Source organism: Achromobacter sp. CF-sbj1-Ac2-l, from assembly GCF_052698165.1.
Genome location: NZ_CP199855.1, coordinates 4,132,707 through 4,151,864 on the forward strand (window position 1 = coordinate 4,132,707; position 19,158 = coordinate 4,151,864).

Here is a 19,158-nt window from a genome sequence, read left to right on the forward strand (position 1 = left end):
CTCAAGCCCGCAAAAAAGCGAAACCCGCCAGCAAAGCGGCGGGTTCATTGGATAGGCGCACCATGGTCATCTCTTCCTTGTCCTCGGGGCGGACAAGACGCGCGGCCATCACACGCCGGGCGATTCAGCCAGCGTGGGCATTCAGGCGGTCAGGAAGCGCACGACTTCGGCCCAATCGTTGGTCGACAGGGCGACATCGTCGAAGTCGCCCTCTTCCTCGTCGTAGCGCGAAACACAGAAGCGCTGGCTCCGGCCGGATTCGCGGTCGGCGTAGTTGGCGTAGTCGACATACACTTTCAGGCCGCGTTCCCGGTTCTCGAATGACGGCGCGGCATCGATGTAGCTCGACGCATCGACGTACCCTTCGGGCAGCGGCGGCAAGGTTGTAATGTCGAAGTCGGGAAATTCGCGGCGCAGTCGGTCAAGGTTCATAAGGCAGGCATATTGAGGCTAGAGACCTGACATTTTACGTTGCTCCGCGTTAGCGGCCACGATGCCTCCCGAAACAGCGGTTCAAGGAACGCCGCGGCGGGATCGCCGCGTACGCCGTTACGCCAGTAGCGCCGCCATGGCGCGCCCCGCGATCATGTCTTCGAACAGGGCCGCGATGCTCGGGGCGACTTCGCGCGTGTCCTCGAATTCCGGCTCGATGCCGTGCACGATGCGGCCCGAGTCGCGTTCTATCGCCAGGAATTCGTAGTCGCCGGCAACGCTCATGTAGATCGGCGTGTGCTGACTCCAGAAGTCCAGGACCGCCTGCCGGCCGCCATCGTCCAGCGCCGCCTCCAGGCTGATATCGCGCAGGGCGTGCCAAGGAAAAGCGCTGTCCGCCGTGCAGTCATGGTCGGCCGCGCTCAGGAACCAGCGTGTCTGGGTCGCGTTGTGCAATTCGATGAAGGTCGCCAGGAATGCGCCATAACCGTGCGCGTCGCCCGGCGCGGTCGCGGCGGTCGGGTCGGGCGTCGTCCGCCGCACCGTCCAGCCGCGAGCGGCAAGATGATCCAGGAAGCGTTGTGGCAGCGATGTCATGTCGGTTTCCTCGATCGGTTATCCAAGGCGCGTCTGCTGGCCCCGTGTCACGCTATCGGTCAGTTATGGCGAACATTATTGCTGTCACGCAATCCCTGGGCAAGGAGATAAAGTTTGGCCACGGCGATGAAAGACGCGCCAGGCCCCCAGTCACCTCGCGTGCGGTGCGGCGCGCCGCGCCGGCGCCCCGGGCATGCCATTTGCTGAACAAGCAATCCCGTCCTCGCGAACCGCCCCATGTCCCGCAGTGCACCCTTGCCCTCGTTCAGCCTCGATCGCCTGCACGCCGTGCTGGCCGAATCCAATGCCGCGCACGGCTCCGAAGCCATCATACGCAGATTGGTGGATGCGGGCTGTGACGGCCTGCCCTTGCCCGGCAGCGGGGAGACGCTGACGCGCTGGCGGGCGCTGGCCGCCGTGGCCGCGGTGGACCTGTCCCTGGCCAAGCGCTTCGAGGGCCACACCGATGCGCTGGCGATCCTGGCGGAGCTCGCCGCCCCCGCGCCTGCGCCGCCAGGGAGCATCTGGGGCGTGTGGTGCGCGGAATCCGCGCGGCAGCGGCTGGTATTGACCCCGGACGCCGCCGGGCGGGTGGTGCTCAATGGCATCAAGACCTGGTGTTCCGGCGCGGCCGGCGCGAGCCACGCCGTGGTCAGTGGGTGGACTCCCGTCGGCGCGCCGTGGCTGGCGACGGTCGCCTTGGCGCAGCCCGGCGTGACCTGCCTGCCTGACACTTGGCTTGCGCCGGCGATGCGCGATAGCGCGACGCTCGATGTTTCCTTCCAGGACGCGCTGGGAACCGCGCTCGGCGCGCCGGGCGCGTACGTGAACCGGCCGGGTTTCCTGCATGGCGGCGCGGGCGTCGCCGCCTGCTGGTACGGGGGCCTGACCCGCATCTTCCGGCGCCTGCGAGCCGGCGCCTCGGACGGCCGTGCCGATCCCTTCCGCCTGGCGCATCTCGGCGCCGCCGATGTGGCGCTGTCCCAGGCGCGCGGGGCCCTGCATGCGGCGGCCGCCGCCATCGACGCGAATCCGCGCGACGGCTGCGCGCTGGCCACGGCGCGCGCCCGGCTTGCGGTCGAGACGGCGGCCGAGGATATCGTGGGCCGCGCAGCCCGCGCGCTCGGCGCCGGCCCGCTATGCAAGGATCCGGCGCTGGCGCAGGTGATGGCCGATCTGCCGCTCTACATTCGCCAGAGCCACGCGGAACGCGACCAGGCCTCCCACGGCGCCCAGGTGCTTGCCGCGCAGGAGTCGACGTGGACGCTCTAGCCCGCCATTTCGAAACGCTGTATCGCTCCTTCGACGACCCCTGGAACGTGCGCGTCGCCTGGTACGAGCGCCGCAAGCGCGCACTGCTGCTGGCCAGCCTGGGACGGCCCCGCTACGAGCATGCCTTGGAAGTCGGCTGCGGCAACGGCGACATGACACTGGCGCTGGCCGGGCGCTGCCGGCGGGTCACGGCCGTCGACGTGGCCAAGACCGCCGTACGCCGCTGCCGCGAGCATATGCTGGCGAATCATGCCGACGGCGTGCAGGCGGTCGCCCTGCGCCTGCCCGGGGCGTGGCCGCGCATCCCGCCCGGCGGCTTCGATCTGATGGTGATCTCGGAGATGGCCTACTACCTGGAGGACGCCGCGCTGGCTCGCTTTCTGGCCCGCACCCGGGCCAGCCTGCGGCCGGGCGCGGAACTGATCGCCTGCCACTGGCGCGGCGGGTTCGACGACCGGCGGCAGCAGACGGACGCCCTGCATGCCAGCCTGGGCGCGCTGCCCGGCGCCAGGCCGCTGTTCACGCACCAGGAACCCGAGTTCCAGCTCGATGCCTGGAGCATGGATATCGCCCGCAAGGAAGACGGCCGATGATCGGCGTCTGCATCCCCGCCCACGACGAGGAACACCACATCGCGGCGTGCCTGCGTGCGGTCACGCGGGCGGCGCGCCACCCTCTGCTGCTGGCCGAGCCGGTCCGGATCGTGGTGGTGCTGGACCATTGCCGCGACGCCACGGCGCGGCTCGCCGCCGCCTGGCCGGTCCACTGCCTCGCGATCCAGGCCCGCAATGTCGGCGCCGCCCGCGCGGCCGGCTCGCAACTACTGCTGGACGCGGGCGCGCGCTGGTTGTCGCACACCGATGCCGACACCGTCGTGTCGCCCCGCTGGCTGGTGGACCAACTGTCCCTGGGCGCCGAGGTGGTGTGCGGCACGGTAGGCGTGGCCGGCTGGGCGGCGCACGGCGTTCACGCCGATGCCGCCAGAAGCGACTTTGCCGCCCATTACGAGGACCGCGATGGGCATCGCCACGTACATGGCGCCAACCTGGGCATCGCGGCGCAGGCCTATCGCCGCATCGGCGGCTTTGCGCCGCTGGCCTGCAGCGAGGACCAGACGCTGGTGGACAGGATGGCGCAGGCGGGCTGCTCCATCGCGTGGACCGCGCTGCCGCGCGTCACCACCAGCGCCCGCCCCTACTCGCGCGTGGAAGGCGGCTTTGCGACGGCCTTGCGTGCGGGGGCCAGGGGGGCCGGCGCGGCCCCGCCTCCGGCCTCCCCGGTCAGATGCGCGGAGGACTGGTCTCGCGCTCCGGATGGCGGTGCCGCGCCAGGGATTCGATGAATGCCGCGACGGCGGACTCCGGCGCGTCGCCGATGACGAGGCCTTCGTCCCCGGCCGCCAGGTCCAGGCCCGCCGTCTCCAGCAAGCCGCCGCCCTCGCCCAGCGCCAGCAGCGTCTTGCCGTGGCGGTAGCTGTCGCGGATGAATTCCAGCGCCCGCCCGTCCTGGCGCCAACGCGCCAGCGCATCCCCACCCGTCGGCACCACGGTGCCGTCGAACAGGACTGACGGCTGGTTGTCCAGCGAGGCATCCGCGTCCAGCCGGGCGCCATCGGCCGTCTCAACGGGACCGATACGCTGCCCCACCAGGCGCACCACCACGCCGGCCTGTATCAGGGCCTGCGCCACCACCGACACGGCGGCGCCGTCCACCCCTTGCGCCACCAGGATGGCGACCTTGCGCGTGACAACGCCGGCCTGGCCCGGACGCGCCGTCAGCGACAGGGAGGGTGACTGCGCCACTTCTGGGGGCGGGGCCTGGCGCAGGGCGCGGGGCATGGGGTCGGGCAGCGCCATGCCCAGCTTGTCGGCCACGATCCGCGCCAGTTGATCCGAGACGTTGCGCAGCGAGGCGACCATGCGTTGGCGGATGGCGGCAACCGTGACCTTGCTCAGCTCGAAGGCGAAGGCATCGGCCAGATGGCGCCGCTCCCAGTCCGCCTGGCTGTCGTAGAACAGGGTCGCCTGGTTGTAGTGTTCCGCGAAGCGCTCGGGGTGGCCGCGCAACTCGTCGCCCGCCACCGGCTCGGGGAAGGACACGTAGCCCTCCATGCCGGCCTGGAACGGACAGCCGCCGCCCAGCGAATTGGGTTCGTAGGCTACCCGGCCGCGATGCACCGCCTGCCGATGCATGCCGTCGCGCTGGTTGTTGTAGACCGGCGCCAGCGGCGCATTGATCGGGATCTCGTGGAAGTTGGGTCCGCCCAGCCGCGAGATCTGCGTATCCACATAGGAGTGGATGCGTCCGGCCAGCAACGGGTCGTTGGTGAAATCGATGCCCGGCACCACGTGCGCCGCGCAGAACGCCACCTGCTCGGTCTCGGCGAAGAAGTTGTCCGGATTGCGGTCCAGCACCATGCGGCCGATGGGGCGCACGGGCACCAGCTCCTCGGGCACGATCTTGGTGGCATCCAGCACATCGAAGCTGAAGCGCTCGGCCTCTTCCTCGGTGAAGACCTGCACGCCCAGCTCCCACGCGGGGCCGTGGCCGGCGTCGATGGCCTCCCACAGGTCGCGGCGGTGGAAATCGGGGTCCGCGCCCGACACTTTCACGGCTTCGTCCCAGACCTGCGAATGCGTGCCCGCCACCGGATTCCAATGGAATTTCACCAGCTTGGCGTCGCCCTGGTCGTTGACGAAGCGGAAAGTGTGCACGCCAAACCCCTGCATCATGCGATAGCTGCGCGGAATCGCCCGGTCCGACATCAGCCACATCAGCATATGGGTCGACTCCGGCATCAGCGACACGAAGTCCCAGAACGTATCGTGCGCCGATGCCGCCTGCGGCATGCCGTGATGCGGCTCGGGCTTGACCGCGTGCACCAGGTCCGGGAACTTCATGGCATCCTGGATGAAGAAGACGGGCATGTTGTTGCCAACCAGATCCCAGTTGCCTTCGTCGGTGTAGAACTTGACCGCGAAGCCGCGCACGTCGCGCGCCGTGTCCTTCGATCCGCGCTCGCCGGCCACGGTGGAAAAGCGCACGAACACGGGCGTGCGCTTGCCCTTCGTCGCGAACAGCGAGGCCCGCGTCAGGCCGGCCAGCGATTCGTAGCATTCGAAGTAGCCGTGCGCTGCGGATCCCCGCGCATGCACGATGCGTTCCGGAATGCGTTCATGATCGAAGTGGGTAATTTTTTCACGCAGGATGAAATCCTTGAGCAACGCGGGGCCGCGCAGGCCCGCTTTCAGCGAATGCTGGTTGTCGCTCACGGCGACGCCCTGGTTCGTCGTCAGCGCCTGTCCCTGCGCATCCACGCGCACCCGCGCAAGACCGCCGTCGACCGCGTTGGCGCCGGCCTCGGGCGGCTCGCCCGTCTTGTCGGTGTACTGGCTCTCGGACAACGAGCTGGCGCTCGCCGACGCATCGGCCGTCGCCACGGCGACGCCGCGGTACGGGCAGCGGGCGCCCGCGTCCCCGTATTCTTTCTCTTTGTCGGGATGATGGGGCAGCGCCCGGGAAGTCGCCGCCACCGCGGCCGCCCGCTGCATCGCCGCGGAGCCGACGCCCTCGGCGGGCGCTTCGGCGGGGCCGCTGTCCGTATTGTTGAAAGCCGTGTCGACGGCTCCCGGCTTCCTGGCCTTGCTTGGTTTCCTGGCTGGCATGGATATCTCCCTGTACGTGTCGATGGCATCGGTGTGGGCCGACGATGATCCGATCGGGAGATTCAGCAAGCGCCATGCCTGCTCCGGGTGCCGCAAGCCTCTCGGCCCCGCCCTGTCCCACTGCGGCGCGCTATCTCATTCGGCCGCGGGCAATCCATACCTGGCCCGCGCTTCACGCTGGTACTTTTCCCGGATCGCGGCCAGGCGCTCCAGTTCGGCGGGATCATTGACCGTGGCCATCATCCGTACCCACTTGCCGCTTTCCTGTGAGTATTGATAGGTGTTCAAGCCGTATTCCTTCAGGATGGCCTGCGGATCCTTGCCCGCCTGCACGCCCGCGCTCATGTCCGCCTGCAGGCGCGCGTAATCGTCATAGGTGGCCAGCTTGCCCTCCACCCTGGGTTGTTCGCCGGCGTTGGCGAAACGTCCCACGGCCGGGTTGGCAAACACTTCGCCGTAACGCATGAACGTGGGCGAGCCCGGATCGCGCCGCTTCAGTTCCTCGATGAAGGCGGCGTCGGCCTGTTTCCACTGGCCTTCGTTCACCTTCAGTATCTTCAGCACGCCGTCCAGGGGCTGATTGTTGGCCAGGCGGGCATTGCCCGCGGCCCATTCCTCGAAGGTGATGCCGTTGACGGGCGCGGGAAGCCCCTCCTGGGCCTGCGCGTGCATCGCCAGCAACAGCAAGGCCGCGGCGACGGCGTGACGGATCGGGTGTGCGTGCATGGCGGGAGAACCTCCTGGGGAAGCGGGCGAACAGGTCTTCGGCGCGCCGGTACCAGGCCGCCGCGAAGCCAGGGCAGTGTTGACCAATCGCGCGATGGCAGTCAACAGAATGCCCCATGACAAAGGGCAACAGGCCTCACAAGAAGCAACCGCCGTCGATGTCACGCACCAGTCGCTCGGCCATGAAGCGCGCCGGCGAGGTGCCGATGACCTTCCTGAACATCGTCACGAAGCTGCCCGCGCTTTCGTAGCCCAGTTCGAGGGCGACGGCCTGGACGCTAGCGCCTTGCGCCAGGCGCAGGATCGACAATGCGACCTGGATACGCTGGCGCCAGCGACCGAAGCGACCGAAGCTCATGCCGGTCTCGGCCCGAAGCATGACCCGCGCCGACCGCGCGCCGCTGGCAGCGCCGGCCCTCGCCCGGGCCCTTGCCCGTCAAGGCAGGTTCTCGCGCAGAATCACCTGGCTGCGGTTCATCTCCACCCCGCTCATGGGGCTGCGCTTGTCACGCACGTTGCAGAAGATGCGCACACAGCTCATCAGCGCCTCCACCGGGCTCTGCGTGATGACGGCGTCCATGGTGCCGTCGATCAGCAGCGCGCGCGTGTCCGGCGTCAGGCCGTGGCCGATGAACACCACCCGGTGCTGCAGCCCGGCCTCCTTGAGCGCCCGCGCCACGCCGTCGGAAGCGCCGCCGATGTTGTAGATGCCGGCAAGCTGCGGGTATTGCTCCAGCAACTGGCGCGTCTGCTCGTAGTTGCGCTGGGCGTCGTCGTAGCCTTCGCGCAAGTCCACCACCTGCATGGCCTGGAACTGCTCGGCGTAGAGCTGCAGGAAGCCGCCCTCGCGCTCCTCGTGGGCGCGGTAGTGGCGCGAGCCGGCGATCAGCGCCACGTGCGCGGCGCGCGGGCCGATGAAGCGCGCGAGCAGGTAGCCGGCGGTGCGGCCGGCGGCGCGATTGTCCAGGCCCACATAGGCCACGCGCGCGCTGTTGGCCAGATCGGAGATCAGCGTCACCGTGGGCACGCCCTGTTCGGCCAGCGCGTTGACGGCCTCGCGCACCACCGGATGCTCCAGCGCCATGAAGGCGATGCCGTCGGCGCGCCTGCCGTGATGCAGCAGCGCCTGCGCCAGGGCCTCGGGGTTGAAACTCTCGACGTAATCCACCTGGCAGCGCGCGTTGAGCGGCGCGAAGTGCTCGTGCGCGTAGCTCACGCTGTCGCCCAGCATGCGCAGGAAGCGGTTGCTGCCGCGCGGCAGCAGGATCACCAGCCGCATGGGCTCGGGCGCCATCGCGGCGAACAGGTCCGCCTCGGGCAGGTAGTCGAGCTCGGCGGCGGCCTTGAGCACGCGCTGCGCGGTGCTGTTGCGCACGCCGGGGCGCCGGTTCAGCACGCGGTCGGCCGTGGCGGTGGACACGCCGGCCAGCGCCGCGACCTCGGCCAGGGTCGCCAGCTTGCGTTCGCGAGTGGGCTTGTTCACATCAAAAACCATCATTGTTGGGGTTTGACGATGCGGGCGCCGGTTCACTATTGTCCGTCATGCCTCAGCGCGATGGACTTCTGCGGCACCTCAAAAAACATCATAACCAAGATTCTGGAGACAACCATGAAGCTGCTCACCCGCCGCAGTGCCTTGCGCCGCCTGTGCGCCCTTCCCGCCGCGGCCGCCCTGGGCGGCGGGTTCCCGTTGATCGCCCGGGCCGCCGACTATTCCCTCAAGTACGGCAACAACCTGCCCGTCTCGCACCCGCTGAACATCCGCGCCCAGGAAGCCGCCGACCGCATCCTCAAGGAAAGCAACGGCCGCGTCGACATCAAGATCTTCCCCAACAACCAGCTTGGCGGCGACACCGACATGCTGGCCCAGGTGCGGTCGGGCGGCATCGACTTCTTCACGCCCTCCGCGCTGGTGATCGCCACGCTGGTGCCGGTGGCCGCCATCAACGCCGTCGGCTTCGCCTTCAAGGACTATGGCCAGGTCTGGGGCGCCATGGATGGCGCGCTCGGCGCCCACGTACGCGCCGCCATCGCGCAGCGCCGCCTGTATGCCTTCGAGAAGATGTGGGACAACGGCTTTCGCCAGACCACCAGCAGCAAGGCGCCGGTGACCCGCGCCGCCGACATGGACGGCCTGAAGATCCGCGTGCCGGTCAGCCCGCTGCCCATCTCGATGTTCAAGGGCCTGGGCGCGGCGCCGGCCAGCCTGCAGTTCAGCGAGGTCTATTCCTCGCTGCAGACCAAGGTGGTGGACGCGCAGGAAAACCCGCTGCCCATCATCCAGGTGGCCAAGCTGTACGAGGTGCAGAAGTACTGCTCGCTGACCAACCACATCTGGGACGGCTACTGGTTCATCGCCAACGGCCGCATGTGGGAGGGCCTGCCGCAGGACCTGAAGACAGTGGTGGCGCGCGGCATCAACGAGGCCGGGCTGGCGCAGCGCGAGGACATCAAGAAACTCAACGCCTCGGTGCAGGCCGACCTGGAAGCCAAGGGCCTGACGTTCAACCAGCCCGCCGCCGACAGCTTCCGCGACCAGTTGCGCAAGGCCGGTTTCTACAGCGAATGGCGGCAGCGCTTCGGCCAGGAGGCCTGGGGCCTGCTGGAGCAGGCCGTCGGCAAGCTCGCCTGAGGCCGCGCCCATGTCCTCGCTCTCCTCTTCCCACGCCGCCGCGCCCGCGCTGCCGGCCCATCCGCTGCGGCGCGCGGGCGATGCGCTGGACGCGGCGCTGGGCGGCCTGGTCGAACTGGCGGCCGCCGCCATCGTGCTGGTCGAGATCCTGGTGCTGTTCGCCGGCGTGGTGGCGCGCTACGTGTTCCACAGCCCGCTGGTGTGGTCCGATGAGCTGGCGTCCATTCTGTTCCTGTGGCTGTCGATGCTGGGCGCCGTGGTGGCGCTGCGCCGCGGCGAGCACATGCGCATGACGGCGCTGGTCAACCATATCGGTCCGGCGCGCCGCGCGCGGCTGGAGGCCGGCGCGCTGGCCGCCTCGCTCGCCTTCCTGTTCCTGATCCTGGCGCCGGCCATCGAATACGCGCACGAAGAACACTTCATCATCACGCCCGCGCTGGAACTGAGCAACGCCTGGCGCGCCGCCGCCATTCCGGTCGGCATGGGCCTGATGGCGGTGGTGGCGCTGCTGCGGCTGCTGCGCACCCAGACCGTGCCGCACCTGCTGCTGGCGCTGGCCGGCGCGGCGGCGATGGTCGCGGCGTTCTGGCTGGCGCAGCCGCTGTTCACGGGACTGGGAAAGCTCAACCTGGTGATCTTCTTCGTCGGCATCGTCGCGGCCACCGTGTTCGCGGGCGTGCCGATCGCGTTCTCGTTCGCGCTGGCGACGTTCTCCTACCTGGCGCTGACCACCAACACGCCGATGCTGGTGATGGTGGGCCGCCTGGACGAAGGAATGTCGCACCTGATGCTGCTGGCGGTGCCGCTGTTCATTTTCCTGGGTTCGCTGATCGAGATGACCGGCATGGCGCGCGCCATGATCCAGTTCCTGGCCAGCCTGCTGGGCCACGTGCGCGGCGGCCTGTCGTACGTGCTGATCGGGGCGATGTACCTGGTGTCGGGCATCTCCGGCTCGAAGATCGCCGACATGGCGGCGATCGCGCCAGTGCTGTTTCCCGAGATGCGCAAGCGCGGCGCCAGGCCCGGCGACCTGGTGGCGCTGCTGTCGGCCACCGGCGCGCAGACCGAGACCATCCCGCCATCGATCGTGCTGATCACCATCGGCTCGGTCACCGGCGTGTCCATCGCCGCCCTCTTCACCGGCGGCCTGCTGCCGGCCGTGGTGCTGGGGCTGGCGCTGTGCTCGGTGGTGTGGTGGCGCTACCGCAAGGAAGACCTGAGCCTGGCGCAGCGCTTCGCGCCGCGCGAGATCGGCCGCTTCTTCGTCATCGCCCTGCCGGCCGTAGCGCTGCCCTTCGTGATCCGCGCCGCGGTGGTCGAGGGCGTGGCCACCGCCACCGAGGTCTCGACCATCGGCATCGTCTATGCGGCGGTGGTGGGCGCGCTGATCTACCGGCGCTTCGACCTGGCGCGGCTCAAGCCCATGCTGATCGAGACCGCCTCGCTGTCCGGCGCCATCATGCTGATCGTCGGCTGCGCCACCGCCATGGCCTGGGCCCTGACGCAATCGGGCTTCTCGGGCGACCTGGCGCGGCTGATGGCCGGCATGCCCGGCGGCAGCTACGGTTTCCTGGCCGTGTCGATCGTGGCCTTCATCATCCTGGGCAGCGTGCTGGAAGGGATTCCCGCCATCGTGCTGTTCGGGCCGCTGCTGTTTCCGGTGGCGGCGCAGGCGGGCGTGCACGAGGTGCATTACGCCATGGTGGTCATCTTCGCCATGGGCATCGGCCTGTTCGCGCCGCCCTTCGGCGTCGGCTACTACGGCGCCTGCGCCATCAGCCGGGTCGATCCCGACGAGGGCATCCGCCCGATCTGGGGCTACATCGCCGCGCTGCTGGTCGGGCTGGTCATCGTTGCCGCCTTCCCCTGGATTTCCATCGGTTTTCTCAAATCCGCGTCCTGAACGCCGCGCGGCCCATCGCGGGCCGCGCCCCCGCCACTTCCTACACAAGAATCCATCATGAGTCGTTTCCTGGGCGAGATCCGCCAACTCGGTTATGTGGTGCCCGACATCGAGGCCGCCATGGACTACTGGAGCCGCACGCTGGGCGTGGGCCCCTGGTTCTACAACCCCAAGGTGCCCATCGTGAACTACCGCTATGACGGCGCGCCCTACGAGCCGCACAACTCGGTGGCGCTGGCCAATTCGGGCTTCGTGCAGGTCGAACTGATCCAGACCCGCAACGACGTGCCGTCGATGTACCGCGACTTCCTGCGGGCCGGCCGCACCGGGCTGCAGCACGTGGCCTACTGGACCCAGGACTACGACGCCGACCTGGCGCGCCTGCTGGCGCAAGGCTTCGTGCCGAAGATGCAGGGCGAGGTCGGCGAGAACGGCCGCTTCATCTACTTCGACACCGAATACCACCCCGGCACCGTCATCGAGCTGTCCGAGGTGGCCGGCCCCAAGGGCCGCCTGTTCGACCTGATCCGCGACAGCGCGCGCGACTGGGACGGCCGCGATCCGGTGCGCCCCTTTCCCGACCTGACGCGGCTTTGAAACCGGGCCCCGGAACCCATCCATGAACACCCAAGTCATCCGCGCCACCTACCTGATCGAAACCCCGCTGGACCCGGCGCGCGTCGCCGAGGTGATGGCGGGCGAGCAGTCCTGCGGCACCTTCACCCGCGTCGAGGGCGAGACCGACGAGCTGCGGGCGCGCGCCCGCGCCCAGGTCGAATCGGTGCGGGAGCTCGAATCCACCGGCCGCGCCAGCCTGCCCAACGCCTGGCTGGCGCGCCAGCCGGGCGGCCTGCCGGCCACGCTGCGCCGCGCCCGCGTGCGCATCGCCTTTCCGGTGGCCAACATCGGCCCCAACCTGCCGACCCTGGCCGCCACGGTCGGCGGCAACCTGTACGACCTGGGCGAAGTGACCGGCCTGCGGCTGGAACGGCTGGAGCTGCCCGCCGACTACCGCGCCCAGTTCGACATGCCGCGCGTCGGCGTGGCCGGCACGCGCGCGCTGACCGGCGTGGACCGCGGCGCGCTGGTGGGCACCATCATCAAGCCCAACGTCGGGCTCTCGCCCGAGCAGACCGCGCACCTCGTGGCGCGGCTGTGCGCGGCGGGCGTGGATTTCATCAAGGACGACGAAGTCTGCGCCAACCCCGCCCATGCGCCGCTGGCGCAGCGCGTGGCCGCCGTCATGGCGGTGGTGCGGGCGCACCGCGAACGCACGGGGCGCCAGGTCATGGTGGCCTTCAACATCACCGACGAAACCGACGCCATGCGGCGCCACGCCGACCTGATCGAGCGCGAGCAAGGCAGTTGCGTGATGGCCAGCCTGAACTGGTGCGGCTATTCCGCCATCCAGACCCTGCGCCGCCACACGCCGCTGGCGCTGCACGGCCATCGCAACGGCTACGGCGCGCTGTCGCGCCACCCCTTGCTCGGCATCGGCTTCCAGGCCTACCAGACGCTGTGGCGGCTGGCCGGCGTGGACCACATGCACGTGCACGGCCTGCAGGGCAAGTTCTCGCAACCGGACGCGGAAGTGGTCGAGGGCGCGCGCGACTGCCTGGCCTCGCTCACGCCCGGCATCGACGACGCGGTGATGCCGGCGTTCTCGTCCGGCCAGTGGGCCGGCACGGTGCCCGCCACCTGGGCCGCGGTGCGCACCGACGACCTGTTGTTCATGTCCGGCGGCGGCATCCTGGCGCATCCGGACGGCCCGGCGGCCGGCGTGCGGAGCATCCGCCAGGCCTGGCAGGCGGCGCGCGCCGGCCAGGACCTGGCCAGCTTCGCCGCTGACGCCCCCGAGTTGCGGCGCGCGCTGGCACACTTCGGGTCGCGCGCATGACGGACGGTCCCGCCCGCGCCGCCGCGCCGCGCGTCGCCTGGTACGGCGACGACTTCACCGGCGCCACCGACACGCTGGCGCACGTGGCGCTGGCCGGCTGGCGCAGCCTGCTGTTCCTGGGCGTGCCGACGCCGCGACAACTGGAACGCGCCGGCCCGCTGGACGCCCTGGGCATCGCCGGCGCGGCGCGCGGCATGGCGCCCGACGCGATGACGGCGGAGCTGCGCATGGCCGGGCGCTTCCTGGCCGCCACCGGCACCCGCATCCTGCACTACAAGTGCTGCTCCACCTTCGACAGCGCCCCGCACGTGGGAAGCATCGGCGCGGCCGTGGCCGAACTGCGGCGCCACATGCTCAATCCGCTCGTGCCCATCGTCGGCGGCCAGCCCGGCATCGGGCGCTACTGCAGCTTCGCCACCCTGTTCGCGCGCGCCGGCGCCGACCCCGAGGTCCACCGCATCGACCGGCACCCGGTGATGCGCGCGCATCCCGTCACGCCCATGCACGAGGCCGACCTGCGCCGCCATCTGGCGCGGCAGGGGCTGACCGGCATCGGATCCCTGCCCCATACCGCCTACCCTCCGCTGCGCGGCCCCGCCGACCTGCGCGCGGCCGACGACTGGATCGACGACATCGTGGACACGGTCGACGGCCCGCTGCTGCTGGACCTGGTGGACGACGAACAACTGGCGCTGATCGGCCGGCTGCTGTGGCGCGCGGCCGCGGCGCTGCCGTTGCTGGCGGTGGGTCCCAGCAGCGTGCAGCAGGCGCTGACGCGCGCCGCCGGACTCGCCCCCGCGTCCGCCCCGCCCAAGCTGGCGCCCGCCGAGGGGCCGGTGCTGGTGGTGGCCGGCAGCCTGTCGCCGGTCACGGCCCGCCAGATCGCCGCCTGCCAGCATTATGCGCGGCACCCCTTGCGGGTCGAACGCCTGCTGGGCGACCCGGCCTATGCCCGGGCGCGCATCGAGGAGGCGGCCGGCGCGCTAGCCTCGGGGCACAACGTGCTGCTACATACCGATGCGCCCGACCAGACCCTGACGGCGGACCGGACCGCCGCCACCGCGCGCGCCACCGGGCAGTTGGCGGCCGGCATCGTGCGCGCCAGCGCCGCCGCCGGCCGCCGGCTCACGCGCCTGGGCATCGCCGGCGGCGACACCTCCAGCCACGCCGCGTTGGCGCTGGGGTTATGGGGCCTGGGATTTCACGGCACGCTCGCACCCGGCGTCACCGTCAGCGTGGCGCGCAGCGACGATCCGCTGACCGACGGGCTGGAACTGATGCTCAAGGGCGGGCAGATGGGCGGAACGACACTGTTCGACGACCTGGTGCTCGGCGCCGGGCGGGCCTGAGGCGATCCGCCGCCCGGCGCCGGCATCCGCGTCAGCCCGCCAGCGTGGCGTTGTCGATCACGAAGCGGTACTTGACGTCGCCCTTGAGCATGCGCTCGTAGGCGGCGTTGATCTCGTCGGCGCGCACCATCTCGATGTCGGCAACGATGCCGTGCCGCGCGCAGAAGTCCAGCATCTCCTGCGTTTCGGGAATGCCGCCGATCATCGAGCCTGCCAGCGAGCGGCGCTTCATGATGAAGTTGAAGACGTTCGGCGACGGATGCGGCGTGGCCGGGGCGCCCACCAGGGTCATGGCCCCGTCGCGCTTGAGCAGCGCCAGGAAGGCGTCCAGGTCATGCGGCGCCGCCACAGTGTCGAGAATGAAGTCGAAGCTCTGCAGATGCGCGGCCATCTCATCCGGGTTGCGCGACACCACCACGTCGTCGGCGCCCAGCTCGCGGGCCGCGTCGCGCTTGGATTCCGAGGTGGTGAAGGCCACCACGTGCGCGCCCATCGCATGGGCCAGCTTGATGCCCATGTGGCCGAGCCCGCCGATGCCCACCACGCCGACCTTCTTGCCGGGCCCGGCGTTCCAGTGGCGCAGCGGCGAATAGGTGGTGATGCCGGCGCACAGCAGCGGCGCCACCGCGGCCAACTGCTCGGCGGGATGGCTGACGCGCAGCACGTAGCGTTCGTGCACCACGATCTTCTGGGTGTAGCCGCCCAGCGTCCAGCCCGGCTCGTCGGCGGTCGCCCCGTTGTAGGTCCCGACCATGCCATCACAGTAGTTCTCGAAGCCGTCCGCGCACTCGGCGCAGTGCTTGCAACTGTCGACGATGCAGCCGACGCCGACCAGGTCGCCCGGCTTGAATCCCTGCACGTGGTCGCCGACGGCGGCGACGCGCCCGACGATCTCATGGCCCGGCACACAGGGATATTGCGTGCCTTCCCATTCGGACCGCACCTGGTGCAGGTCGGAGTGGCAGATGCCGCAGTAGGCGATGTCGATCTGGACGTCATGGGCGCCGGTGGCCCGGCGGCGGATCTCGAGCGATTCGAGCGGTTTGTCGGCGGCGTAGGCGCCATAGGCTTTCACAAGCATTGAAGACTCCCTGGTGCTTGTCCAAAAGGGACATTGTCCGGAATCGTTTGCGCCGCCGGTAGCGCAATCCGCCGAGATTCCTGCCCAATCCTGCACGGCCGCGGTGGCTCGGCCGGGAGCGGCGCTTGCTGGCGACGGGAAATTCCCCCTCGCCCAAGGAGCCGCCATGTCCAGCCCGTCAACGCCTTCGCCCCCGCCGCCGCGCCCGCAACACCCGGCCGTACCCGACGACGCCCGCCACGACGCGCGCAAGGAGGGCAACGACCAGATTCCGGACGAGGACATCGAACCGGCGGATTCGACCGCCGACGATCCGCGTCCGGATGACGGCCCCGTCACCGCCGCCCGCCCGCCGCGGCGCCTGCGCGAACTCGACGCCGCCCGTCCCGATCTGCCAGGCGAGCACCTGGTGGTGCTGGGCCTGGGCGCATGGATGATGCTGCGCGGCATGCGCGGCGCGACGCCGCTGCGCCGCGTGCTGTGGACGCTGGCCGGCACCACCCTGGTCGGCCGCGCCGCCAGCGGCACGGGCGGCATCGCCCGCGTCGCGCGCCTGGTCCGGCGACTGGGCTGACGCCGGCCCTCCCTCCCCTCAATTTCAGGAGTTACGCCATGTCATCGAATCCCGACCCCGTCACCTCGCCCCCCGCCGGCCCCAGCGACTCCTCGGATTCGCCCAGCGACCTGCCATCGTCCTCGCGCGGCCGCGACAGCGATGCGCAGGGCACCGGCGCACGCCCCGCTGCCAATCCGCGCATCCCCGATGAAGACCCCGGCGCCGACATCCGCCCCGATGACGTCGTCGATGAAGCCGAGGCGGGCGTGTCGCATTCCCCTCCCGACGCGGTGCGCAATGGCGGCGAGGCCGACACGCCGGAGCCGTCGAGCCGCCGCCGCGGCCCGTAACGCTGTAACAGTGTGTCGTTCGGTAATAACCATCGACGCCTGCCCTCATCGCGCGCAAGCTGGACCTTCCCACCCATCCTTTTGGAGAGATTCAATGTATGAAGACATCCGAAGGCTAGGGGCCGTCGCCGCGATGCAGGGCGCCTGGAAGCTGGATTGCCCCTATCTCAAACTGGAGTCACTGCCTTCGCGTACCCGCGAGCCGATCGGCCAGTGGCTGGAAAAAGTGCGGGCCTGGGAAGGCGGCTGGCAGGACCAACAACGCTCGCGGCCGCGCCTGTAGCGATCCGGCGGAGGTCGGTAAAAAGTACCGTTCCTCCCGCACCCCTGCCGGTCGATCGTGCACGGCATGGCCCTTCCCGGCCCGGGAACATGGATTGCTGTATGGCAGCACGGCCTTATCCGATGCGCCGCGCACGCCAACCCAACGGGAGTACGCCATGACCATCCGCCATCTCACCACCCTTTCCCTGCTGCTTCTCGCGCTGGGCGGCCCGCACGCCAGCATGGCGCAAGCCGCGCCCGCCGCCCCGGCAACCACCAAGCTGGACAGCGGCGACCGCGATTTCCTGGAAAGCGCGGCGCAGTCCGGCCACCTGGAAGTCGAGGGCAGCAAGATGGCGCTGGAAAAAGGCCACAGCGCCGACGTGAAGACGTTCGCGCAGAAGATGATCGACGACCACGGCAAGGCCGGGCAGCAGTTGGCGACCCTGGCCAAGGGCAAGGGCTATGAGGTGCCCACCGAGCCGTCCCTGGTGCAGAAGGCGCGGCTGAAGGCGCTGGGCCTGCGCGACGAAGGCTTCGACAAGGCCTATGCCGAGGAAATCGGCGTGGACGCGCACGAGGATGCCGTCAAGCTGTTCGAAAATGCCTCCAACGAGGTCAAGGATCCGGATGTGAAACAGTTCGCCATCCAGACGCTGCCGACGCTGCAACAGCATCTGCAGATGGCCAAGGCCCTGAAGCAGGCAACCGAGAAGCAATGAGCGTGACGGACCCATGGCTAACGTATGGACCGCGATGAGTTGTTGGCGCGCATGCTGGCCGCCTCCGTTTCCGACCGGCCGCTCAGCGATTGGCCCGAAGTGCTTTCCGACTATGCGGGATGCCTGGCCGCGCTGAACGACAAGCTGTCGCCGCGTGAAATGGAGGCGCTGGTCCGCGCCGGCGCCGATTTCTACCGGACGCTGGCGCGGGCCGAGCAGTACCGCCAGGCATCGGTCTGGAGCGCCCCGCCCTGATCGAATGGTCCGCGTTGCGAACGACAGGAGCTGCTGCGATGATCACTCCCAAACCGGCGGAGCCCTCGACAATGATCGGCAACGCGGCGGTGTCGCTGACGCCGCCGCAATCTCCTTGCTGTTGCCCTTCGGCAGCGGCCAACGCGGATCTCGCGCGGCCCGCGCCGGCCGCGCCTGGCGACGCGCTTGCCGCGCCGCGGCGCCGACCCCGGCTGTCGGTCGGCCTGTGGCTGGCCCTGCTGTTGTGGGCCATGGGCTCGATGCTGCTGGTGACGCTCAACCTGGCCGCGCGCCTGACGTCCTGAGGGCGCGGCGACCCGGCACAAGGGTTGCTGCACGCCGGCATTGCCCTCATCGGAGACGACATGCTCACCCACTGGTTTTCCGACCCCGCCGCTCTCGCCGGCCATCCCGTCGCGCTGTGGCTGGCGGCGCTGGCGGTCGGCGCGGCCCTCTGCTTCCTGTTGATGCTGGCCCTGCGCCTGGCCCGTTCACGGCTCGACCGCCTCGCGCGACCGGCCGGCCAGGGCGCCGCCGGCGCCGCGTCGCGCGTACTGTTGCGCACCAGTTGGATGATCCTGGCACTGGCGTCGCTGCTGCTGGCGGCCGACCTGGTGGGCGCGCCGCTGCCCGGGCGCGCCGGCCCCGGCCACCTGTGGTTCGTGCTGATCGCCCTGCAATTGGCGCTGTGGCTCGATCGCGGCATCGAGGTCGGCCTGACGCATGCCGTCGCGGCGCGGGGACGCGCCGGCTCCATTACCGCCACGCTGCTATCGTTTCTGTTGCGGGCGCTGGTATGGGTGATCGTGCTGCTGGCGATGCTCGACAACGTTGGCGTCAACATCACCGCGCTGGTGGCCAGCCTCGGCATCGGCGGCGTGGCCGTGGCCCTGGCGGTGCAGACCATCCTGAGCGACCTGTTCGCCTCGATCTCCATCGGCCTGGACAAGCCATTCGAGGCCGGCGACTTCATCGTCTTCGGGGCGGTGGCCGGCAGCATCGAGCATGTCGGCCTCAAGACTACCCGCATCCGCAGCCTGGGCGGCGAGCAGATCGTGTGCTCGAACACGGAACTGCTCAAGCAGACGATCCAGAACTACAAGCGCATGCAACAACGGCGCATCGTGTTCTCGATCCGGGTCACCTACCAGACCCCGGTCGAGCAGGTGGCCGCCGTTCCCGGGATCATCCGCGCCCAGATCGAGCAGCAACCCGACACCCGCTTCGACCGCGCGCACCTGGCGCGCCTGGCCGAGAGTTCGCTGGAATTCGAGGCGGTCTACTACGTGATGAGCGCGGACTACAACCGCTACATGGACCTGCAACAGGCGATTTACCTGGGCGTGATGCGCGACTTGCAGGCCGCCGGAATCGCCCTGGCGCTGCCGGAGCGCATCCTGCACGTGGCCCGGCAACCCGCGCGCAGCAGCGGCGCGGCCTGAGCCGCGCCTGCGCCC

The 19,158-nt window shown here is 69.7% G+C and carries 22 protein-coding genes; 15 read left to right on the plus strand and 7 right to left on the minus strand.

The features are described 5' to 3' along the window. Positions 1-141: 141 nt before the first annotated feature. Both ACUDCK_RS18815 and ACUDCK_RS18820 read right to left on the minus strand, forming a co-directional pair. Positions 142-432: a hypothetical protein gene (locus tag ACUDCK_RS18815; protein WP_054502933.1), complete on the minus strand. Its 291-nt coding sequence runs from the start codon at positions 430-432 to the stop codon at positions 142-144. 117 nt (positions 433-549) lie between these two features. Next, positions 550-1,029, minus strand: a complete 480-nt coding sequence (locus tag ACUDCK_RS18820; RefSeq protein WP_116791821.1) for a hypothetical protein — start codon at positions 1,027-1,029, stop codon at positions 550-552. A gap of 255 nt (positions 1,030-1,284) precedes the next feature. On the opposite strand from ACUDCK_RS18820, the gene ACUDCK_RS18825 reads away from it, so the two are divergent. The 3 genes from ACUDCK_RS18825 to ACUDCK_RS18835 are packed head-to-tail and all read left to right on the plus strand — an operon-like array spanning position 1,285 to position 3,643. Then, the gene (locus ACUDCK_RS18825; protein WP_244976817.1) at positions 1,285-2,301 is read left to right on the plus strand and encodes an acyl-CoA dehydrogenase; all 1,017 of its coding nucleotides are present in this window, start codon (positions 1,285-1,287) and stop codon (positions 2,299-2,301) included. Further along, positions 2,289-2,894, plus strand: coding sequence for a class I SAM-dependent methyltransferase (locus ACUDCK_RS18830; RefSeq protein WP_144654786.1), 606 nt, complete (start codon positions 2,289-2,291; stop codon positions 2,892-2,894). The genes ACUDCK_RS18825 and ACUDCK_RS18830 overlap by 13 nt, the downstream gene beginning before the upstream one ends. After that, positions 2,891-3,643, plus strand: a complete 753-nt coding sequence (locus ACUDCK_RS18835) for a glycosyltransferase (RefSeq protein ID WP_175166683.1) — start codon at positions 2,891-2,893, stop codon at positions 3,641-3,643. The genes ACUDCK_RS18830 and ACUDCK_RS18835 overlap by 4 nt, the downstream gene beginning before the upstream one ends. Here the strand turns inward: ACUDCK_RS18835 and ACUDCK_RS18840 are convergent. The 4 genes from ACUDCK_RS18840 to ACUDCK_RS18855 form a co-directional block, all read right to left on the minus strand. Next, on the minus strand, positions 3,582-5,966 hold the full coding sequence (locus ACUDCK_RS18840; RefSeq protein ID WP_175166682.1) for a catalase: 2,385 nt from the start codon (positions 5,964-5,966) through the stop codon (positions 3,582-3,584). The genes ACUDCK_RS18835 and ACUDCK_RS18840 overlap by 62 nt on opposite strands. Before the next feature lie 135 nt (positions 5,967-6,101). After that, positions 6,102-6,692: a hypothetical protein gene (locus tag ACUDCK_RS18845; protein WP_064527191.1), complete on the minus strand. Its 591-nt coding sequence runs from the start codon at positions 6,690-6,692 to the stop codon at positions 6,102-6,104. Between the two features lie 136 nt (positions 6,693-6,828). Beyond that, positions 6,829-7,050, minus strand: a complete 222-nt coding sequence (locus ACUDCK_RS18850; RefSeq protein WP_240317288.1) for a helix-turn-helix domain-containing protein — start codon at positions 7,048-7,050, stop codon at positions 6,829-6,831. 78 nt (positions 7,051-7,128) lie between these two features. Then, complete coding sequence (locus ACUDCK_RS18855) at positions 7,129-8,190, minus strand: LacI family DNA-binding transcriptional regulator (protein ID WP_116791824.1); 1,062 nt, start codon at positions 8,188-8,190, stop codon at positions 7,129-7,131. Between the two features lie 111 nt (positions 8,191-8,301). On the opposite strand from ACUDCK_RS18855, the gene ACUDCK_RS18860 reads away from it, so the two are divergent. From ACUDCK_RS18860 to ACUDCK_RS18880, 5 genes are read left to right on the plus strand one after another with little or no spacing between them, the layout of a single operon-like run. Further along, positions 8,302-9,324, plus strand: a complete 1,023-nt coding sequence (locus tag ACUDCK_RS18860) for a TRAP transporter substrate-binding protein (RefSeq protein ID WP_054502940.1) — start codon at positions 8,302-8,304, stop codon at positions 9,322-9,324. Positions 9,325-9,334: 10 nt separating this feature from the next. Beyond that, positions 9,335-11,227: a TRAP transporter large permease gene (locus ACUDCK_RS18865; protein WP_054502941.1), complete on the plus strand. Its 1,893-nt coding sequence runs from the start codon at positions 9,335-9,337 to the stop codon at positions 11,225-11,227. Positions 11,228-11,284: 57 nt separating this feature from the next. Further along, positions 11,285-11,824 carry a VOC family protein gene (locus ACUDCK_RS18870; RefSeq protein ID WP_116791826.1) on the plus strand — a complete coding sequence of 180 codons (540 nt, stop codon included), beginning with the start codon at positions 11,285-11,287 and terminating at the stop codon, positions 11,822-11,824. A gap of 22 nt (positions 11,825-11,846) precedes the next feature. Beyond that, a complete protein-coding gene (locus ACUDCK_RS18875) occupies positions 11,847-13,124 on the plus strand; it encodes a ribulose-bisphosphate carboxylase large subunit family protein (protein WP_175166681.1) in 1,278 nt (425 codons plus the stop codon). Then, on the plus strand, positions 13,121-14,473 hold the full coding sequence (locus ACUDCK_RS18880) for a four-carbon acid sugar kinase family protein (protein WP_175166680.1): 1,353 nt from the start codon (positions 13,121-13,123) through the stop codon (positions 14,471-14,473). Before ACUDCK_RS18875 ends, ACUDCK_RS18880 begins: the two co-directional genes overlap by 4 nt. Positions 14,474-14,504: 31 nt before the next feature. Here the strand turns inward: ACUDCK_RS18880 and ACUDCK_RS18885 are convergent, their stop codons facing one another. After that, positions 14,505-15,554: an NAD(P)-dependent alcohol dehydrogenase gene (locus tag ACUDCK_RS18885; RefSeq protein ID WP_054502944.1), complete on the minus strand. Its 1,050-nt coding sequence runs from the start codon at positions 15,552-15,554 to the stop codon at positions 14,505-14,507. A gap of 166 nt (positions 15,555-15,720) precedes the next feature. On the opposite strand from ACUDCK_RS18885, the gene ACUDCK_RS18890 reads away from it, so the two are divergent. The 7 genes from ACUDCK_RS18890 (at position 15,721) to ACUDCK_RS18920 (ending at position 19,143) form a co-directional block, all read left to right on the plus strand. Further along, positions 15,721-16,128: a hypothetical protein gene (locus ACUDCK_RS18890; RefSeq protein ID WP_244976816.1), complete on the plus strand. Its 408-nt coding sequence runs from the start codon at positions 15,721-15,723 to the stop codon at positions 16,126-16,128. Between the two features lie 38 nt (positions 16,129-16,166). Continuing rightward, positions 16,167-16,460, plus strand: a complete 294-nt coding sequence (locus ACUDCK_RS18895) for a MatE family transporter (RefSeq protein ID WP_116791829.1) — start codon at positions 16,167-16,169, stop codon at positions 16,458-16,460. Between the two features lie 94 nt (positions 16,461-16,554). Then, positions 16,555-16,743 (plus strand): CrpP-related protein, encoded by a 189-nt coding sequence (locus tag ACUDCK_RS18900; RefSeq protein ID WP_175166679.1) that lies wholly within the window; start codon positions 16,555-16,557, stop codon positions 16,741-16,743. Positions 16,744-16,900: 157 nt separating this feature from the next. Continuing rightward, positions 16,901-17,446, plus strand: a complete 546-nt coding sequence (locus ACUDCK_RS18905; RefSeq protein WP_175166678.1) for a DUF4142 domain-containing protein — start codon at positions 16,901-16,903, stop codon at positions 17,444-17,446. Positions 17,447-17,470: 24 nt separating this feature from the next. Then, positions 17,471-17,701 carry a hypothetical protein gene (locus ACUDCK_RS18910; protein WP_054502948.1) on the plus strand — a complete coding sequence of 77 codons (231 nt, stop codon included), beginning with the start codon at positions 17,471-17,473 and terminating at the stop codon, positions 17,699-17,701. Positions 17,702-17,739: 38 nt separating this feature from the next. Continuing rightward, positions 17,740-18,006 (plus strand): hypothetical protein, encoded by a 267-nt coding sequence (locus ACUDCK_RS18915; protein ID WP_144654776.1) that lies wholly within the window; start codon positions 17,740-17,742, stop codon positions 18,004-18,006. A 60-nt stretch (positions 18,007-18,066) separates the two neighbouring features. Continuing rightward, positions 18,067-19,143: a mechanosensitive ion channel family protein gene (locus ACUDCK_RS18920; protein WP_175166677.1), complete on the plus strand. Its 1,077-nt coding sequence runs from the start codon at positions 18,067-18,069 to the stop codon at positions 19,141-19,143. Positions 19,144-19,158: the final 15 nt, after the last annotated feature.

Coding starts and splice junctions, on each gene's coding strand:
- ACUDCK_RS18855 (WP_116791824.1), bottom strand. CDS start 8,190: ATGATGGTTTTTGATGTGAACAAGCCCACTCGCGAACGCAAGCTGGCG.
- ACUDCK_RS18860 (WP_054502940.1), top strand. CDS start 8,302: ATGAAGCTGCTCACCCGCCGCAGTGCCTTGCGCCGCCTGTGCGCCCTT.
- ACUDCK_RS18900 (WP_175166679.1), top strand. CDS start 16,555: ATGTATGAAGACATCCGAAGGCTAGGGGCCGTCGCCGCGATGCAGGGC.
- ACUDCK_RS18875 (WP_175166681.1), top strand. CDS start 11,847: ATGAACACCCAAGTCATCCGCGCCACCTACCTGATCGAAACCCCGCTG.
- ACUDCK_RS18870 (WP_116791826.1), top strand. CDS start 11,285: ATGAGTCGTTTCCTGGGCGAGATCCGCCAACTCGGTTATGTGGTGCCC.
- ACUDCK_RS18880 (WP_175166680.1), top strand. CDS start 13,121: ATGACGGACGGTCCCGCCCGCGCCGCCGCGCCGCGCGTCGCCTGGTAC.
- ACUDCK_RS18920 (WP_175166677.1), top strand. CDS start 18,067: ATGCTCACCCACTGGTTTTCCGACCCCGCCGCTCTCGCCGGCCATCCC.
- ACUDCK_RS18840 (WP_175166682.1), bottom strand. CDS start 5,966: ATGCCAGCCAGGAAACCAAGCAAGGCCAGGAAGCCGGGAGCCGTCGAC.
- ACUDCK_RS18835 (WP_175166683.1), top strand. CDS start 2,891: ATGATCGGCGTCTGCATCCCCGCCCACGACGAGGAACACCACATCGCG.
- ACUDCK_RS18905 (WP_175166678.1), top strand. CDS start 16,901: ATGACCATCCGCCATCTCACCACCCTTTCCCTGCTGCTTCTCGCGCTG.
- ACUDCK_RS18815 (WP_054502933.1), bottom strand. CDS start 432: ATGAACCTTGACCGACTGCGCCGCGAATTTCCCGACTTCGACATTACA.
- ACUDCK_RS18890 (WP_244976816.1), top strand. CDS start 15,721: ATGTCCAGCCCGTCAACGCCTTCGCCCCCGCCGCCGCGCCCGCAACAC.
- ACUDCK_RS18910 (WP_054502948.1), top strand. CDS start 17,471: ATGGACCGCGATGAGTTGTTGGCGCGCATGCTGGCCGCCTCCGTTTCC.
- ACUDCK_RS18895 (WP_116791829.1), top strand. CDS start 16,167: ATGTCATCGAATCCCGACCCCGTCACCTCGCCCCCCGCCGGCCCCAGC.
- ACUDCK_RS18865 (WP_054502941.1), top strand. CDS start 9,335: ATGTCCTCGCTCTCCTCTTCCCACGCCGCCGCGCCCGCGCTGCCGGCC.
- ACUDCK_RS18850 (WP_240317288.1), bottom strand. CDS start 7,050: ATGAGCTTCGGTCGCTTCGGTCGCTGGCGCCAGCGTATCCAGGTCGCA.
- ACUDCK_RS18915 (WP_144654776.1), top strand. CDS start 17,740: ATGATCACTCCCAAACCGGCGGAGCCCTCGACAATGATCGGCAACGCG.
- ACUDCK_RS18885 (WP_054502944.1), bottom strand. CDS start 15,554: ATGCTTGTGAAAGCCTATGGCGCCTACGCCGCCGACAAACCGCTCGAA.
- ACUDCK_RS18845 (WP_064527191.1), bottom strand. CDS start 6,692: ATGCACGCACACCCGATCCGTCACGCCGTCGCCGCGGCCTTGCTGTTG.
- ACUDCK_RS18820 (WP_116791821.1), bottom strand. CDS start 1,029: ATGACATCGCTGCCACAACGCTTCCTGGATCATCTTGCCGCTCGCGGC.